Source organism: Streptomyces sp. CB02980, assembly GCF_014451325.2.
Taxonomy (GTDB): domain Bacteria; phylum Actinomycetota; class Actinomycetes; order Streptomycetales; family Streptomycetaceae; genus Streptomyces.
Genome location: NZ_JACSCH020000001.1, coordinates 646,706 through 662,809, shown reverse-complemented (window position 1 = coordinate 662,809; position 16,104 = coordinate 646,706). Strand labels below are relative to the sequence as shown.

Annotated in this window: 18 protein-coding genes; 11 read left to right on the top strand and 7 right to left on the bottom strand. The window is 73.5% G+C overall.

Annotation, left to right across the window (positions count from 1 at the left end):
- The 3 genes from E0F75_RS03030 to E0F75_RS03020 all read right to left on the bottom strand — a co-directional run bounded on the left by E0F75_RS03030 (nucleotide 1) and on the right by E0F75_RS03020 (nucleotide 2,096).
- Entirely contained in the window at nucleotides 1-489 is a 489-nt protein-coding gene (locus tag E0F75_RS03030) for a carboxymuconolactone decarboxylase family protein (protein WP_073902518.1), read from the bottom strand.
- On the bottom strand, nucleotides 486-1,565 hold the full coding sequence (locus E0F75_RS03025; RefSeq protein ID WP_187620830.1) for a dihydrodipicolinate reductase: 1,080 nt from the start codon (nucleotides 1,563-1,565) through the stop codon (nucleotides 486-488). The genes E0F75_RS03030 and E0F75_RS03025 overlap by 4 nt, the downstream gene beginning before the upstream one ends.
- A gap of 90 nt (nucleotides 1,566-1,655) precedes the next feature.
- Nucleotides 1,656-2,096 carry a GNAT family N-acetyltransferase gene (locus E0F75_RS03020; protein WP_187620829.1) on the bottom strand — a complete coding sequence of 147 codons (441 nt, stop codon included), beginning with the start codon at nucleotides 2,094-2,096 and terminating at the stop codon, nucleotides 1,656-1,658.
- Nucleotides 2,097-2,271: 175 nt separating this feature from the next.
- Between E0F75_RS03020 and E0F75_RS03015 the strand changes: the two genes are divergently transcribed.
- Nucleotides 2,272-3,099, top strand: coding sequence for a hypothetical protein (locus tag E0F75_RS03015; protein ID WP_187620828.1), 828 nt, complete (start codon nucleotides 2,272-2,274; stop codon nucleotides 3,097-3,099).
- A 129-nt stretch (nucleotides 3,100-3,228) separates the two neighbouring features.
- On the opposite strand, the gene E0F75_RS03010 is transcribed toward E0F75_RS03015, so the two are convergent.
- The gene (locus tag E0F75_RS03010; RefSeq protein ID WP_187620827.1) at nucleotides 3,229-4,611 is read right to left on the bottom strand and encodes an FAD-dependent oxidoreductase; all 1,383 of its coding nucleotides are present in this window, start codon (nucleotides 4,609-4,611) and stop codon (nucleotides 3,229-3,231) included.
- 23 nt (nucleotides 4,612-4,634) lie between these two features.
- Here E0F75_RS03010 and E0F75_RS03005 point away from each other — a divergent pair, with 23 nt between their 5' ends.
- Entirely contained in the window at nucleotides 4,635-4,868 is a 234-nt protein-coding gene (locus E0F75_RS03005; protein ID WP_187621041.1) for a hypothetical protein, read from the top strand.
- Between the two features lie 134 nt (nucleotides 4,869-5,002).
- On the top strand, nucleotides 5,003-5,572 hold the full coding sequence (locus tag E0F75_RS03000; RefSeq protein ID WP_187620826.1) for an NADPH-dependent FMN reductase: 570 nt from the start codon (nucleotides 5,003-5,005) through the stop codon (nucleotides 5,570-5,572).
- Nucleotides 5,573-5,578: 6 nt separating this feature from the next.
- Here the strand turns inward: E0F75_RS03000 and E0F75_RS02995 are convergent, their stop codons facing one another.
- Nucleotides 5,579-6,757, bottom strand: coding sequence for a YncE family protein (locus tag E0F75_RS02995; protein ID WP_187620825.1), 1,179 nt, complete (start codon nucleotides 6,755-6,757; stop codon nucleotides 5,579-5,581).
- A 211-nt stretch (nucleotides 6,758-6,968) separates the two neighbouring features.
- Between E0F75_RS02995 and E0F75_RS02990 the strand changes: the two genes are divergently transcribed.
- Nucleotides 6,969-7,400 carry a protein phosphatase gene (locus tag E0F75_RS02990; protein WP_187620824.1) on the top strand — a complete coding sequence of 144 codons (432 nt, stop codon included), beginning with the start codon at nucleotides 6,969-6,971 and terminating at the stop codon, nucleotides 7,398-7,400.
- Here the strand turns inward: E0F75_RS02990 and E0F75_RS02985 are convergent.
- Together E0F75_RS02985 and E0F75_RS02980 are read right to left on the bottom strand one after the other, a co-directional pair.
- Entirely contained in the window at nucleotides 7,390-7,971 is a 582-nt protein-coding gene (locus E0F75_RS02985) for a dienelactone hydrolase family protein (RefSeq protein ID WP_187620823.1), read from the bottom strand. The two genes, E0F75_RS02990 and E0F75_RS02985, sit on opposite strands and share 11 nt — an antisense overlap.
- A 295-nt stretch (nucleotides 7,972-8,266) precedes the next feature.
- Entirely contained in the window at nucleotides 8,267-8,599 is a 333-nt protein-coding gene (locus E0F75_RS02980; protein ID WP_187621040.1) for a hypothetical protein, read from the bottom strand.
- A gap of 191 nt (nucleotides 8,600-8,790) precedes the next feature.
- Here E0F75_RS02980 and E0F75_RS02975 point away from each other — a divergent pair, with 191 nt between their 5' ends.
- From E0F75_RS02975 to E0F75_RS02945, 7 genes are all read left to right on the top strand, one after another.
- Nucleotides 8,791-9,999, top strand: coding sequence for an RNA ligase (locus E0F75_RS02975; RefSeq protein WP_187620822.1), 1,209 nt, complete (start codon nucleotides 8,791-8,793; stop codon nucleotides 9,997-9,999).
- Between the two features lie 2 nt (nucleotides 10,000-10,001).
- Nucleotides 10,002-10,919: an AAA family ATPase gene (locus E0F75_RS02970; protein WP_229312451.1), complete on the top strand. Its 918-nt coding sequence runs from the start codon at nucleotides 10,002-10,004 to the stop codon at nucleotides 10,917-10,919.
- A 64-nt stretch (nucleotides 10,920-10,983) separates the two neighbouring features.
- Entirely contained in the window at nucleotides 10,984-11,712 is a 729-nt protein-coding gene (locus E0F75_RS02965; RefSeq protein WP_187620821.1) for a ribonuclease H, read from the top strand.
- 297 nt (nucleotides 11,713-12,009) lie between these two features.
- Nucleotides 12,010-12,693, top strand: coding sequence for a GNAT family N-acetyltransferase (locus E0F75_RS02960; protein WP_187620820.1), 684 nt, complete (start codon nucleotides 12,010-12,012; stop codon nucleotides 12,691-12,693).
- Nucleotides 12,694-12,965: 272 nt separating this feature from the next.
- Complete coding sequence (gene dapB / locus E0F75_RS02955; protein ID WP_187620819.1) at nucleotides 12,966-13,766, top strand: 4-hydroxy-tetrahydrodipicolinate reductase; 801 nt, start codon at nucleotides 12,966-12,968, stop codon at nucleotides 13,764-13,766.
- A gap of 181 nt (nucleotides 13,767-13,947) precedes the next feature.
- On the top strand, nucleotides 13,948-15,174 hold the full coding sequence (locus tag E0F75_RS02950; RefSeq protein WP_374115358.1) for an enoyl-CoA hydratase/isomerase family protein: 1,227 nt from the start codon (nucleotides 13,948-13,950) through the stop codon (nucleotides 15,172-15,174).
- Entirely contained in the window at nucleotides 15,171-16,100 is a 930-nt protein-coding gene (locus E0F75_RS02945) for a glutaminase (protein WP_187620817.1), read from the top strand. Before E0F75_RS02950 ends, E0F75_RS02945 begins: the two co-directional genes overlap by 4 nt.
- Nucleotides 16,101-16,104 lie beyond the last annotated feature (4 nt).

Below are 16,104 nucleotides of genomic sequence, written 5' to 3'. Positions count from 1 at the left end.
TCAGTGCGTCGGCAGCACGCACACCTCGTCGAGCCCGAGCACCCGGTTGAGCCGCCCGAACGCCAGCCACGAGCCCAGACTCATCGTCAGCTCCACGATCTCCGCCTGGCTGTACCGGGCCGTCATCCGCTCCCAGAACTCCTCGTCCAGACCGTGATGGTCCAGCGCGTACCGCTCCGCGTACTCGGCCGCGAGCCGCGTCCGCTCGTCGAAGCCCTCCGAGACCTCCGTCTCCCGCCAGGCCGCGACGACCTCGTCGAAGCCCTCCTCGACCTTCACCCCGTCCCGGTCGGTACGCCAGTCCAGACAGAAGCCGCAGCCGTTGATCTGCGCGATCCGCAGCCGCGCCGCCTCGAACTCGCGCAGCCCCAGCGTCGTATGGGCGTACACCGACAGCGAGAAGTTCGCCGCCGCCGTCCCGATCTCCGGGACCATGTCGCCCCACACGTACCCGATCGGCTCCTGGCCCTCGGGAATGTCGATGATCACCGTGGTCTCCTTCCCAGCTTCCCGACCGCCGGCCGCAACGGCACGTCCAGCGCGTCGTACAGCCCCGGTTCCGCCGCCGCCAGCCAGTCGATCGCCCCGACCAGCCGGCCCACCGCCGTCGCGTTCCCGCCCGCCGAACGGTTCTCGCCCTCGGCGGTCGCCGCCACCGTCACCTCGATCCGGGGACTGCCCTCGACGATCACCCGGTGCGCCCCCGCCCCGTCCGGCGGCACCGGCCAGTCCGGCGCGCACGAGGGATGGATGCGGGTCACGTGCTCGATCACGATGCGGGGCTCCCCGCCGACGACGCCCTGCACCTCGAAGCGGATCGCTCCCTGCGTGCCCGCCTCGAAGACCCCCATCGTGCGGGTCTTCACGGTGGACTCCAGCGGACGCCGGTCCACCGTCTCGCGGATCTCGTCGAGCTCGGCGCCGAGCGCGCGGGCCATCAGGCGTATCTGCCCGCCCCACACCATCGTCGGCACCGACGGCAGTAGCATCGGCGGTTCGTAGTCGAGCGGCCGGCCCATCCCGATCAGGTCCCGGACCGACTCCTCCTGCTCGTACGTCGAGTAGTCGAAGATCTCCTGACAGCGGATCACGTCCACCGTGCTGCCGAGCCCGCTCACGAGCAGCGGCAGGACGTCGTTGCCCCAGCCCGGGTCCACTCCCGACACGAACAGCGAACCACCGCCCTCGGCGACCGCGGCCAGCACCGGATCCCGGAACTCGGGCGGCGCGTTGCGCTGGTCGTACAGCGGATAGAGCGCGGGGGTGACCACCACCGCGCCCGTCCGCACCGCGCGCGCCACGTCGTCGAGCGCCCCGTCGGGCCGGGTGTCCCCGGAAGCCGCGTACACCACCGCCCCCGGCCGCCCGCCGAGCACCGCGCCCACATCGTCGACGGCCACGACCCCGAGGTCGTGGCCGAGCCCCGCAAGCCGGCCCGCGTCCCGTCCGACCTTCGCCGGATCGGAGACCAGTACGGCCGCGAGTTCCAGCCCTGGATGGGCGTCCACGGCGCGGATCGCCGCGCGCCCGACATTTCCCGTACCCCACACCACCGTCCGAATCATGCGCGGAGGGTAGCGCCGGGCCCCGAAGGTTCCCAGACCCGCGACGCAACGATCTGACGAATCGTCAGATCCCGGTGTGGGCCGGGCGCGTCAGGCCAGCCGCAGCGTCACGAACGGCACCGTGTCGCCCGGCAGGACGTACCGCTCCACCTCGACGAAGCCGCGCGCGAGCGCGAACCGCAGCCCCTCCTCGTTCGAGGCCAGCACCACCGTCTCCACACCCTCGTCGCTCAGCGTCCGCGCGTGCGCGAGCCCCCGCTCGTACAGCGCGGTCCCGACACCCCGCCCCCGGAACCCGGGCAGCGTCCGCGCGATGACCGTCGCCGCCGCGGTCTCCTCGTCCGGCGGCCGCACCGTCGAACAACCCACCGCCACCTCCCCGAGATACACGACCTCCAGTCGGTTCCGGCCCGCGCGCTCGCGCACCTCGTCGGGGGAGAGCACGGCCGTCGGGATGATCGTGTTGTGGACGTCCCGCCAGTCCGCGAGGCGCCCCTCGCTCCGGGCCGGCTCGATACGAAGATCGTTCATGCGTGCAGGAAAGCGTGCCCCGTCCCCCCGGTCAACCGCTTCGGGTACGGAACGGTGCGAGGGACAGCGACACCGCCGGACGCGGCCGTACGGGTGAGGGCACCGGAACCACCGCAGCGCCGCCCGCCGAACGGGTACGGATCCACGCATTGCCCCCGGCCAGGAGGATCCGTCCATGTCCGTCCACAAGGGCGCCCCCGCGCTGCTGAGCGCCGGCACACTGTGCGCGGCCCTGCTGCTCAGCGGCTGCGCGAACACCGCGCCCCCCGCCCCCGCCGCACCCGCAGGGACGGCCGCCGCGGCCGCGTCCGCCGGGGACTCCCGCCCCGCGGGCGCCCCACCCGGCGCCGCGCGAGGCGCCGGCGGGCCGGGGGAGCCGGCCAGCAGCATCGCCTCCGCGCCCGTCCCCACGCCCGGGCTCCCCGGCGTCGGCCCCGCCACCCAGGCCTTCGTCCCCGACGGCACCACCCAGGCCCTCGTCGTCACCGGTGCCGACTCCGACGACGACACCTCCACCGCGACCCTCTACGAGAAGGACCCCGGCGGCCAATGGATCGAGTCGGCGGGGCCGTGGCCCGCCCACAACGCGCTACGGGGCTGGACCGCCGACCACACGGCCGGCGACCTGCGCAGCCCCATCGGGGTCTTCCGGCTCGGTGACGCGGGCGGCCGACTGCCCGATCCGGGCTCCCGCCTCCCGTACGACCAGGACGACGAGTTCGCCATCAGCGGCACCGGCTTCGCCGGTGAACCCCTCGAAGGCTCCTTCGACCATGTGGTCGCCATCGACTACAACCGCGTCCCCGGCCGGACCCCGCTCGACAAGGAACGCCCGCTCGGTGCCGAGAAGGGCGGCGGAGTCTGGATCCACGTCGACCACGGCGGCCCCACCCACGCCTGCATCGCCCTCGAACGCGCGTCACTGCGCGAACTCATCCGCGCCCTCGACCCGGCCAAGGAGCCCGTCATCGTCATGGGCCCGGCGCCCGAACTGGCCCGCTGAGCGAGGCGGGGAGTCTCCGGGCACGCCCGCCGGGCACAGCGACGGGCATGCCCGGCGGGCGGGCACGCCGGGCACAGCGCCGGGGCCGGACGCGCCCTCGCCGTCCGGCCCCGTACGCGCGCGGGCCCCTCAGTTCCCTCCGCCGGTCCCGACCGCCCCGCGGAACGCGCCCGTGTGGAGACGGACCTGCTCCGGGGTCAGATACGCGTCGGTGTACTCGAAGTCCCGCAGCGTGCCCGACTTCGCCGCCAGGAACCCGGTCCGTACGAAGTCGTCCCCGGCCGCGGCGTTCAGCAGCCAGTTCGTCATCACCCGGGTCTTCGCCACATTGGTCCGCAGGGCCGCCCAGTGGTAGGCGCGGGCGACGGCCTGCGCCGGCGCCCCGTGCAGCTCCACACCGAGCGGCTTGGAGACCCCGTCCATCCCGCCGAGGTCCACCACCAGACCCAGATCCTTGTGGGTGTACGGATGTGTCGGCTCGCCGCGCAGCGTCGCGACCAGGTTGTCGGCGAGCGCCTTGCCCTGACGCATCGCGTGCTGGGCGGTCGGCGGACAGATCGCGCCCTCCTCGCCCTTGGCGAGATCCGGCACCGCCGCCGCGTCTCCGAGGGCCCACACCCCGTCGAGCCCCGGCACGGTCATCTCGGCCGTGACCACGAGCCGTCCCCGGAACGTCTCCGCACCCAGCGTGCCGATCAGCGGGCTCGCCGCCACCCCGGCCGTCCAGATCAGCGTCCGGCTCGGCAGCACCCGCCCGTCCGTGAGCGTCACGGCGTCGTCGTCCACGGAGGCCACCGACACCCCCAGGGACACCTCGATGCCACGCTTGGTCAGGATGTCCATCGCGGCGGCGCCCAGCTTGTCGCCCAGCTCGGGCATCAGCTTCGGCGCGATGTCGACCAGGTGCCACTTGATGAGCTTCGGGTCGATGCGGGGATACCGCTTGACCGCGTTGTGGGTGAGCAGCTGGAGACAGGCCGCCGTCTCCGTACCCGCGTAACCACCGCCGACCACCACGAACCGCAGCCGCGCGGCCCGCTCCTCCTCGTCGTTGCTCGCGTCCGCCAGGTCCAGCTGCGCGATGACGTGGTCGCGGATGTACACGGCCTCGGCGAGGGTCTTCATCCCCCGCGCGTGCTCGGCGAGCCCGGGGATGTCGAAACTGCGGGTCACGCTGCCGGGTGCGAGCACGAGATGGTCGTACGGCTCGGTCACGTACTCCCCGGCGATCGTGCGCACCACACAGACCTTCGCCGCCGTGTCCACGCCGACCACACCGCCCGGCACGATCCGGGTGCGGTGCCGTTCGCTGCGGCGCAGCGACAGCGCGACCGACTGCGGGGTCAGCACCCCCGCCGCCACCTGGGGGAGCAGGGGCAGGTACAGCTGGTACGAGAACGGTGAAAGGAGTGCGAGCTGTGCCTCCCGCTCCGCGAGGCGTCGTTCGAGCCGCCGTACACAGGCCACTCCGGCGAATCCGGCGCCCACCACGAGAATCCTCGGTCGCGTCACGCTGTCCGCCCTTCCGTATGAGCGTGCAAGAAGCCATCGGATATGGCCGAGTAAGCCGCATATGGCAGTTTTTCGCTGGCTATCCGTGGTTCACCCTTTTTATCGTCATTGCGGCCGGATCGCTCCTCGGCATGGTCCGCTTCGGTCCGGTGACGCTCGGCCCCGCCGGCGTCCTCTTCGCCGGCCTGCTGCTCGGCTCGCTCGACGGCCTGGCCAGTTGCGGGCGGCGGCGACGGCCGAGACGAAGAGGACGGTGAGGACGACGGCTGGGGGGTAGCCGATCGCCTGGCCGGTGGCAGGACTCCGGTCGCAGCCGTGCCACGGGCGGGTTACGTTGCCGAAGGCCCCGCGCGGAGGCCGTACCCCCCTCCCGGAAGGCGGAACACCCCGCATGACCACGTACAAGGTCGGCTACTTCGTCGGCAGCCTGTCGAAGGACTCCATCAACAGGATCCTCTCCCGCGCCCTCCTCCGCGTGGCACCGCCGGAGCTGGAGTTCCAGGAGATCCCCATCAAGGACCTGCCGCTCTACAACCACGACTTCGACGCGGACTACCCGCCCGAGGGCCGGGCCCTCAAGGACGCCATCGCCGCCGTCGACGCCGTCCTCTTCGTCACCCCCGAGTACAACCGGTCCATCCCCGGCGGCCTCAAGAACGCCATCGACTGGGCCAGCCGCCCCTGGGGAACCAACTCCTTCACCCACAAGCCCTCGGCCGTCATCGGCGCCTCGCCCGGCAAGATCGGCACCGCCGTCGCCCAGCAGAGCCTCCGCTCGGTGCTGAGCTTCTGCAACTCCCCGCAGATGAACGCCCCCGAGGCCTACATCCAGTTCGTCCCGGGGCTCTTCACACCGGACGGCGAGGTCACCGACCAGACGACCCAGCAGTTCCTGACCGACTTCATGGCCGACTTCAAGACCTTCATCGAGCGGGTGCTCACCGTCCTGCCCCAGCGCTGAACGGGGTCAGAGGACCACCACCCCCAGCGGCCGCGAACCCGCCTCCAGCCTGCGGACGTCACCCGTTTCGAGGTCGACGACGCTCAGGCCGTCCCAGTACCCGTCGCGGGTGAACCCGCCGGTCACATAGGCGGTGCGCCCGTCCTCGGAGACCGCCACGTCCTCGTGCGGCCCCTCCAGGGGGTAGACCCGCTCGGCGCCGCCGGGGGTCCTGACCGTCAGGGAGGGCCCCTCGTCCTCGTCCGGGTCGATCGGTCCCGTGCCCACCGTCAGGAGCGTGCCGTCGGCGGTCACCGCGGCACCGTGCTGGTGGGTGTTCGCGGTCATCGGCTCGATGGTCGTCCGGCCGGTCCGCGGGTCGACGACCGCGAGCCGCTCGCCCTCGAAGGGCAGCAGCAGCTTGCCGTCCGAGGGGCGCACGGCCGTGTAGTGCGGCTTCAGCCAGGAACCGAGCCCGCCCTCCGTGCCGTACGGGGCGACCTCCACCCGGCGCGACTCCCACGTCCCCGCGTCGACGACCGTGACGTCGAAGGAGTCGTGGTTCGTCGCGTACACCTCGGCGCCGTCACGCGAGACGTCCACGTCGAAGGGGCGCCGGCCGACCGGCACCGTGTCCGTGACCCGCAGGGCCGTCGTGTCGATCACCTCCAGGGTGCCGTTCCCGCCGGGCACATTGACCCCCACGTACACCCGGCGCCCGTCCGGCGCGAGGGCGATGCCCATGCCGCCGCCCCGGTACTCGCCCGTGGTCACCGGACCCGTGTCCGTCTCGTACGGGATGAGCGCGAGCCGCTGCCGGGTCGTCGTGTCCACGACCGCGACGCCCTCGGCGGTCGCCACCCAGGCCCGCCCGTCCTTGCCGAGGACCAGACCGTAGGGAGCGGTGCCGACCTTCACCGAGCCGGTGGCACCCCGGGCGGGGTCGACGAAGGTCACCGTGTCGGAGCCGAAGTCGGCGACCAGGAGCGTGCCCGGCGCGGGCCTGCCGGCCGGGGCGGGTGTCACGGTGACGGAGGAGCCGGCGGTGGGCGGCGCACCGGTGGGGGACACCCCGGCCGACGACGTCGGTCCCGTCGCGGAGGCCGCCCCTCCGGACCCCTGAGCGCACCCGGCGAGCAGGACCACGGCCACGGCTCCGGGCAGGAGCACCCGGGCGGTACGGGACGCACGGCGGTACTTCGTCATGACGGACTCCTCGGTACGGCGGACACGGGCGGCCCCGTCCGAGGACGGGCCGCACCCTGCACCGATCCTCCGCCCGCGCACGGCCGTGTACGGTCCGACGGCCGGCCCCGGCCCGAGGGCGGGACGGACGACACCGGGGTCGACCGATCGGCTGACCCCGAAGTGATCCCGATGCTGTCCCCCGAGCCCCGTCTGCCCCTACGGTGACGGGATGACCGAACCCTGGCAGGAGTCGGCCCCCGGCGTCCTGAGACTTCCCTCCGGACGGCTGGTACGCGGCCGCGCCCTGCGCCGCCCGCTTCCCGGGGGGCCCCGGCCGACCTACGCGGTCCATCTGCTCGGCAAGAGGCCGCCCGAGGTCCCGTGGGAGTCGGTGTGGCTCCGATGGCCGGACTTCCGCCTCCCCACGGACCGGGACACCGCACGAGCCGTCCTCACCGAGGCCTGGGGACGCGCTGCGGACGAACGGGTCGAGATCGCCTGCGGAGGCGGGCGGGGCCGCACCGGCACCGCCCTGGCCTGCCTCGCCGTCCTCGACGGGGTCCCGGCCGACGAGGCCGTCGACCACGTCCGCCGTCACTACGACCGGCACGCCGTCGAGACCCCCTGGCAGCGCCGCTACGTCCGCCGCTTCAGCGCTTGACGGCGTCCAGGAAGCAGACCGCCCGCTCCAGGCACAGCGCGGCCGCCTCCGGCACGAAGGACGGCGCCCCGCGCTCGGCGAACAGATGCGCGCTCCCCGGGTACAGGAAGAGTCTCCGGTCCGCAGCGTCCGCCACCAGCGCGCGGGCGGCCGCCAGATCGCCCTCGTCGACGAAGAAGGGGTCGGCGTCCATCCCGTGCACCTGCGCGGGGACGCCCTCCGGCCAGGCCGCGCCGAACTCCGACACCGGCACGCAGGCGCTGAACAGCACGGCGCCGAGCGCCCCGGCCCGGGTCTGCGCCAGCCTCTGGGCGGGCAGCACACCGAGCGAGAACCCGGCGTAGACGAGGGCCTCGGGCAGCTCCGAGGCCGCCTGCTCACCGCGCGCCACGAGCGTGTCGAAGCCGATCTCCTGGGCGTGGCCGACGCCGGCCTCGAGGTCGGTGAAGGTCCTGCCCTCGTACAGATCTGGTGTGTGCACCGTGTGCCCCGCCCGCCGCAGCTCCTCGGCGAACGCGCCGACTCCCTCGGTCAGCCCGAGCGAGTGGTGGAAGAGCAGAACCTCGGCCATGTCGCCATCCCCAGTCGTCCGTACGTGGCCCGCCCCACTGCGGCACGGGCCGATCGCAGCAGCATGGCTTACGGCACTGACAACGCCCGGAAACGGGCGGTCGGGCCGGGGCGCCGAGCGGGATCGGGGCGGTCGGGCCGGGGCGCCGAGCGGGATCGGGGCGGCCGGGGCCGGGTCGACGACGGGGAACGGAGCCGACGGGGAACAGGGCAGACGGGGGCCGGGGCGACGACCGGAAACGGGCCGAAGGGCCGGGGCCGGCCGGAAGCGTGACGGACGGCCCCGGAACGGTCGGCTAGCGCATCGGCCGCTGCGGCAGGACGGCGCCCGCCTGGCCCACGACACCCGCGGGCCCGCCGACGCCCATCGGGCCACCGACGCCGGAGTGCTGGACGCCGCCCTGGTGCGCGAGGACGACGGCGCCCTGGTGCGCCCCCTGGTGCGCGCCCGCTCCCGCGTGCGCGACGACGCCCTGCTGCGGTCCCTGGACCCCCTGCGGCGGCACCTGGATGACCCGGCTCAGGTCCCGCAGAACCTCCTCGGCGACCTGGCGGACGTCACCCGGAACATCCCCCCGCTCCCGTATGAGCTCGGCGTAGATCGGTGCCGTGCCGTCCGCGTGGTTCATGGGGCTCGCTTCCTTCGTCTGCGCCGGTGACGTCACCGACGGGGAGACGGCGAGTCTACGGGGCACCACCGACACACCCCGGAGCGAGCCCCCGCACACCACCCCGCCGCGCCCCGCCGCGCCGGATATTCGCTGTCCTCCCACTCCTCCGACCGCAGAGAATGGATCACCGAACACCCGGGAGGGACCCCATGAGCCAGGCGACCCTGACTCTGCACGACCTGATGCCGTCCGACGAGCTCGCCGCCGCACTCACGGACGGGCACGTCACGCGCAAGCGGCACCCCGAGCTGCCGCTGTCGATCTACACGTACACGCGCGCGTGCCAGTACGCCCAGCTCTGGAACCGGGTGACCACACGCTGCCGCGGACTCGTCGCCGACGACGCCACCGGACGGATCGTCGCGCTCCCCCTCCCCAAGTTCTTCAACATCGCCGAGCACGCCGTCGGCCGCCCCTACGCGCCGCCGCTCCCCGACGAGCCCTTCGAGGTGTACGACAAGGTCGACGGCAGTCTCGGCGTGCTCTTCCACTACGACGGCCGCTGGCACGTCGCCTCCAAGGGCTCCTTCACCAGCACCCAGGCCACCTGGGCGCAGCGCCGGCTCGACGCGGCCGACACGGCGGGCCTGACGCCCGGCGTCACGTACCTCGCCGAGATCCTCTACCCGGGCAACCGCATCGTCGTGAACTACGGCGAGCGCCGCGACCTCGTCCTGCTCGCCGCCTTCGGCCGGGACGGCACCGAGGTGCCGCTCGCCGAGGCCGCCACCGGCTGGCAGCCCGTCGGCTCCGTCGTCCGCACCTGGCCCGCGATGGACATCGCCGAGCTCGTCGCCCTGACCGAGTCCAACACCCTCCCCGGCGGCCACCGGGCCACCGGCACCGACGCCGAGGGCTTCGTCCTGCGCTTCGCCTCCGGCCTGCGGGCCAAGGCCAAGCTCGCCGAGTACGTACGCCTCCACAAGGTGCTCACCGGTGTCACCGAGCGCGACATCTGGCGCGGCCACGGCATCCAGCGCTTCGCCTCCCTCCCGGCCGGCGAACTCGCCAAGGGCCTCGGCTGCTCCGTGACCGAGGTCGAGGCCGACGGCGGCAAGCCGCTGGACGCCCTCCTCGAGCAGGTGCCGGACGAGTTCGACGCCTGGGTGCGCGAGGTGATCGGCGGCCTCGAAGCCGCGGCCGCCGAGCGCGAGCGGGCCGTCGACGAGGCGTACGTGCGCCTGGCCCACCTCGCAGGCGACCGGGGCGCCTTCGCCCGCGCCGCGGCCGGGGTGCCCGACCGAGGCCTGCGCGCCGCCCTGTTCCTGCGCCTCGACGGGCGCCCCACCGACCTCCTCCTCTGGCGCCAGCTGCGCCCCGAGGCCACCGACCCCTTCGCCCACGACCAGGAGAACTGACCGTGCCTGTCGTCCATGTCATGACCGGCCTCCCGGCCTCCGGGAAGACGACGGCCGCCCGCGCCCTCCAGGCGGCCGCCGAGGGACGCGTGCGGCGCGTCAACCTCGACGACCTCCGCTCCATGCTCGACGTCCCGTCGCCGGACCGCGGCCGGTCCCACAAGCACGAGCAGACCGTACTCGGCATCCAGGACTCCGCCGTCCGCGCCGCCGTCGACGACGGCTTCGACGTCGTCGTCGACAACACCCATCTGACCCCGCACATCCCGAAGCGGCTGAAGGCCGCCGTGGGCGGCCTCGCCACCTTCGCCGTCCACGACTTCACCGACGTCCCCGTCGACGAGTGCGTGCGCCGCGACGCCGCCCGCGAGCGGCCCGTCGGCGAGGAGATCATCCGCATCCTCGCCGAGAAGCACGCCAAGGCCACCCGTGGCGGCTGGCGGCTCACCGCGGACTGGCTCAACGACCGCCCCACGGTCGGCGAGCCCTACGTCCCCGACCCGAGCCTCCCCACCGCCGTCATGTGCGACATCGACGGCACCCTCGCCCTGCGCGTGAACCGGGGCCCGTACGACTTCAGGTACTGCGACCGCGACCTGCTCAACGTCTCGGTGCGGGACGCCCTGCGCGCCTTCCGCCACACCGAGCGGGACCGGATCGTGCTGCTGTCCGGCCGGAGCGAGGACCACCGCGCGATCACCGAGTCCTGGCTCGCCCACCACGAGGTGCCGTACGACGAACTGTGGATGCGGGCGTCCGGCGACGGCCGCGGCGACGACCTCGTGAAGGCCGAGCTCTTCGACGCCCAGGTGCGCCACCGGTACAACGTCCGCGTCTCGCTCGACGACCGTGACCGCGTCGTCGCCCTCTGGCGCCGGATGGGCCTGCCCACCTGGCAGGTCAACTACGGCGACTTCTGACCCACGACGGCCGGCGCCGCGGGGGTGGGACCGCCCACCCCCGCCGCCGTGTCAGGATCGTGGGATGTTGGAAAAGATCATCGCGGCGTGCGACGGCGCGTCGAAGGGAAACCCCGGGCCCGCGGCCTGGGCATGGGTCATCGGCCGCACCGACGGAGCGATCGACCGCTGGGAGGCCGGCCCGCTCGGCCGCGCGACCAACAACGTGGCCGAACTCACGGCCCTTGAACGGCTGCTCGAAACCCTCGACCCGGCGGTGCCGGTCGAGGTCCGGATGGACTCCCAGTACGCCATGAAGGCCGTCACGACCTGGCTGCCCGGCTGGCGTCGCAAGGGCTGGAAGACGTCCTCCGGCAGCCCCGTGGCCAACAAGGACCTGGTCGTCCGGATCGACGCGCTCCTCACCGGCCGGGACGTCGACTTCGTCTACGTCCCCGCGCACCAGGTCGACGGCGACCCCCTCAACGACGCGGCCGACCGCGCGGCCAGCCACACCGCCCGTACGCAGGAGCCCACGGGCTCCGACGCCGGAGCCCCGCTGCCGCCCCCCGAAGCCCCGACACGCGCCTCCGCGCCCCGCGCGCGCTCCTCAGCGCCGTCCGGCTCCGCGGGCGCCTCGTCGGCCGCTTCCTCCGGTGGCTCCGGCGGCGGTTCGGCCGCCCGCCGGACTCGCCCGTCCGGCGGCACCCTGAAGGCGAGATTCTCGGGCCGCTGCCGCTGCGGCAAGGCCTACGACAAGGGCGAGACCATCGCGAAGAACCCCGACGGCTGGGGCCATCCCACCTGCGTCTGACCCCTTTCCGGGCCCTCCGGCCGTCCGACTGGCGGGCGGCTCCGTCCGTTGCTTGAGACCGGTCCACCCGGGCGCGCGCCAGCCTTCACCCAGGCGTGTACCCGGGTTCGCCGGGGGTTCTGTTCTCCGAGCGCTTGTGGCTGCATACTGTCCTCCTCGCCACCGGTGACGAACCGTTTTACCTGCTTATTTGTCGCTCTCTTGACGTGGTCGGCACCGGCGAGAACCTCCCTCCTGCTGCCGCCGCGGCGACCCCTCGGCGGAAGCTTTCCCTGCCCGTGAAAGACCCGAGGTTCCGTGCCAGTACCTGTTCTCCTGACCGGGCGCTCCGTGCGCCTGGAGCCGCTGGCGATGCGGCACGCCGAAGCCCTCGCCCGGGCCGGCGGGGCGGACCGATCGGCCTACGCCTTCACCCCCGTACCCGACGGCTTCGAATCGGCCCTCGACTACATCGCCCGTGCCCTGACCGAGCAGGCGGCAGGAAGATCCCTGCCCTTCGCCCTGGTCAGTACGGCCGACGAGCGAGTCATCGGTTCGACCCGTTTCCTCGAACTCGACTACTGGCGGGGGCCGCTGGTCTGGCCGCCCGTCCCCGGCATGCCCCACGGAGATCCGCTGACCTCCGTGCCGGACGCCGCCGAGATCGGCAACACCTGGATCGCGGGCGACGCCCGGGGTACCGGCATCAACACCGAGGCCAAGTACCTCATGCTCCGGCATGCCTTCGAAGCCTGGGGCGTGCGCCGCATCACGATGCGCGCGGACGCCCGCAACACCCGCTCCAGAATCGCGATCGAGCGCCTCGGAGCGAGCTGCGAAGGAGTCCGTCGCGCCCACTCCCGCGGGCTCGACGGAGCCGTCCGCGACACGGCCTTCTACTCGGTCCTCGACGAGGAGTGGCCGACCGTCCGCGACATCATCGAACTCCGCCTGTCCACACCCCGCCAGGTGCGCGTTCCGCAGGATCTGCTCCCGGCCTGAACCCCTTCCGGCACCGCTCCGGCGGGCGCTCGCGCCCCCGCCGGAGCGGTGGTTCCATGGAAGGGACGGGAAGGACTCGACATATGAGGACGCGGGGTAGCGGCCGTCACAGGACCGTGCACCGTGCAATCAGGATCCGCGAGAAGCGGATGAGTCCTTCCCGCCCCCCTGTCCACCCGCCCTCCTCCCCGCCGCGGGGCCTCCCGTCCTCCCGCTCCCGGCGCCTCCCGTCCTCCCGCTCCCGGCGCCTCCCCGCGCCTACAGTGACCGGCATGATCAACGTCTGCTTCGCCGGCGTCACCGGCTGGACCGCGCCGCCTCTCGTCGCCGCCCTCGACGCGGCCGACGACCTCACCCTCACCGCCGGCGTCTCCCGCTCGGCGGCCGGCCGGAGCCTCGCGGACGCCGCCGGCTCCCGCTCCGACGGCACGGTCCACGCGACGGTCGCCGAAGCCCTCGCAGCCGCCCCCGTCGACCTCCTCATCGACTACACCAGCGCCGCCGCCGTCAAGGAGAACGTCCTGACCGCGGTCCGGGCCGGAGTCCACGTCGTCGTCGGCTCCAGCGGCCTCACCGCCGACGACTACACGGAGCTCGACGCCCTCGCCCGCACCCACGGCGTCGGTGTCATCGCCGCGGGCAACTTCTCGATCATGGCCGCCCTCCTGCGCCGCTCCGCCGCCCTCGCCGCCGAGCACCTCGACCACTGGGAGATCATCGACTACGCGAGCGCCACCAAGCCCGACGTCCCCAGCGGCACCGCCCGGGAACTCGCCGAGACGCTCGGCGCCGTCCGTACCCCCGCCCCCGCCGTCCCGCTCCAGGACCTCCACGGACCCGTCGAGGCACGCGGTGCCGACATCGCCGGCACCCGCGTCCACTCCGTCCGGCTGCCCAGCTACTCCGTCACCACCGAGGTCGTCTTCGGCGGCCCCGGCGAGCGGCTCGTCCTGCGCCACGACCCGGGCACCGACCCCGACCCGTACGTCGCGGGCACCCTGCTCGCCGCCCGCCACGCGCACGACACCCCGGGCGTCCGCCGGGGCATCGACTCCCTCCTCTTCGGCGACTGACCCGGCGACCGATCCGGCGACATAGACCGCGACCGATCCGGCGACCGGGCGACCGATCCGGTGACCGGCGCGACCGGAGCGGATGAGCGGCGCGACCCCCGGATCCACCTGGGCCGCGTCCCGGCCCGCCCGGTACGGTGATCGCGACAGCGCCCCGCGCCACCGAAGGGACCGAGTGAACGTGCCGACCGGAACCGCCGACGTACTCCTCCGGACGGAGGGCCGGGCCGGCTTCCTCACCCTGAACCGCCCCCGCGCCATCAACGCGCTCACCCACACCATGGTCCTCGCCCTCGACGCGGCCCTGACCGAGTGGGAGCACGACCCCGCCGTCACGACCGTCGTCATCGAGGGCGCGGGGGAGCGCGGGCTCTGCGCCGGCGGCGACATCCGGGCCATCCACGACGACGCGAGCGCCGGCGGCTCCGCCTCCGCGGCCTTCTGGCGCGACGAGTACCGGCTCAACGCCCGTATCGCCCGCTACCCGAAGCCGTACGTCGCCCTCATGGACGGCATCGTCATGGGCGGCGGCGTCGGCGTCTCCGCGCACGGCTCCGTCCGCGTCGTCACCGAACGCTCACGGGTCGCCATGCCGGAGACCGGCATCGGATTCGTCCCCGACGTCGGCGGCACGTACCTCCTCGGGCGCGCCCCCGGCGAGCTCGGCACCCATCTCGCCCTCACCGGCGGCCACGTCGGCGCCGCCGACACGATCCTCACCGGCCTCGCCGACCACTTCGTCCCCTCCGCCGAACTGCCCGCCCTGGTCCACGACCTGACCCGGCTTCCGGCCGAGGAGGCCGTCGCCCGGCACACCGCCACGCCGCCGCCCGGCGTCCTCGCCGAGCAGCGGGCCTGGATCGACGCCTGCTACCTCGCCGAGACCGTCGAGACCGTCGTGGAGCGCCTCTTCGACACCGGCGTGCCCGCCGCCAAGGAGGCGGCCACCACCCTGCTCGCGAAGTCCCCGACCGCCCTCAAGGCGACCCTGGCCACCCTGCGCCGCTCGCGGGCCCTCGCGACCCTTGAAGAGGTCCTGGACCTGGAGTTCCGCGTCTCCTGCGCCGCCCTGACCACCCCCGACCTCGTCGAGGGCATCCGCGCCCAGGTCGTCGACAAGGACCGGAACCCCCGCTGGACCCCGGCCACGCTCCCCGAGGTCACGGACGAGGCCGTCGCCCGCTCCTTCGCCGTACCGGCCGGCGGCGACCTCGGCCTCGCCGCCGCCCGGCAGGACGAGGCGAACCGGCAGGCCGCCGACGACCGGACCGCCCTCCGGCAGGCCGCCGAGGACCGGACCGCCCTCCGGCAGGCCGCCGAGGACCGGACCGCCCTCCGGCAGGCCGCCGAGGACCGGACCGCCCTCCGGCAGGCCGCCGAGGACCGGGGACCACGGGACCACGCGTGACCACGAACGCCACCACCTCCTTCCAGCCCGTCCTCGACCGCATCGCCGAGGAGATCGCCGAGCTCGCCGACCGGGGCACCCCGGCCGACTACATCCCCGCGCTCGCCGCCGGCGACCCCACCGACTTCGGCATGGCCGTGGCGGAACTCGACGGCACGGTCTACGGGGTGGGGGACTGGCGGCGGCCCTTCTCCACCCAGTCCGTCACCAAGGTCTTCACCCTCGCGCTCGCCCTCGCCGGAGAGGGCGACGCGCTCTGGGCCCATGTCGGCCGGGAACCCTCCGGCGACCCGTTCAACTCCCTGGTCCAGCTGGAGTACGAGAACGGCATCCCCCGCAACCCGTTCATCAACGCCGGCGCGCTCGTCGTCACCGACCGCCTGCACCGGCTGACCGGCGACGCCTCGGGCAGCCTCCTCGCCTTCCTGCGCGCCGAGAGCGGCAACCAGGACCTGGACTTCGACACCGACGTGGCCGCGTCGGAAGCCGCCCACGGCGACCGCAACGCGGCCCTCGCCCACTTCATAGCCTCCTACGGCAACATCACGGGACCGGTGCCCGACCTGCTCCGCGAGTACTTCCGCCAGTGCTCCCTCGAAGCGTCCTGCGCCGACCTGGCCCTGGCCACCGGCTTCCTGGCCCGCCACGGCCTGCGCGCCGACGGCTCACGGGTGCTGACCCGCAGCCAGGCCAAGCAGGTCAACGCCGTCATGCTCACCTGCGGTACGTACGACGCGGCCGGTGACTTCGCCTACCGGGTGGGTCTCCCGGGCAAGAGCGGCGTCGGCGGAGCGGTTGTCGCCGTCGTGCCGGGCCGCTGCACCCTCTGCGTCTGGAGCCCGGGTCTCGACGAACGGGGCAACTCGGTGGCCGGCGTGACCGCCCTCGACCGCTTCACGACCATCACGGGCCTGTCGGTCTTCTGACCCT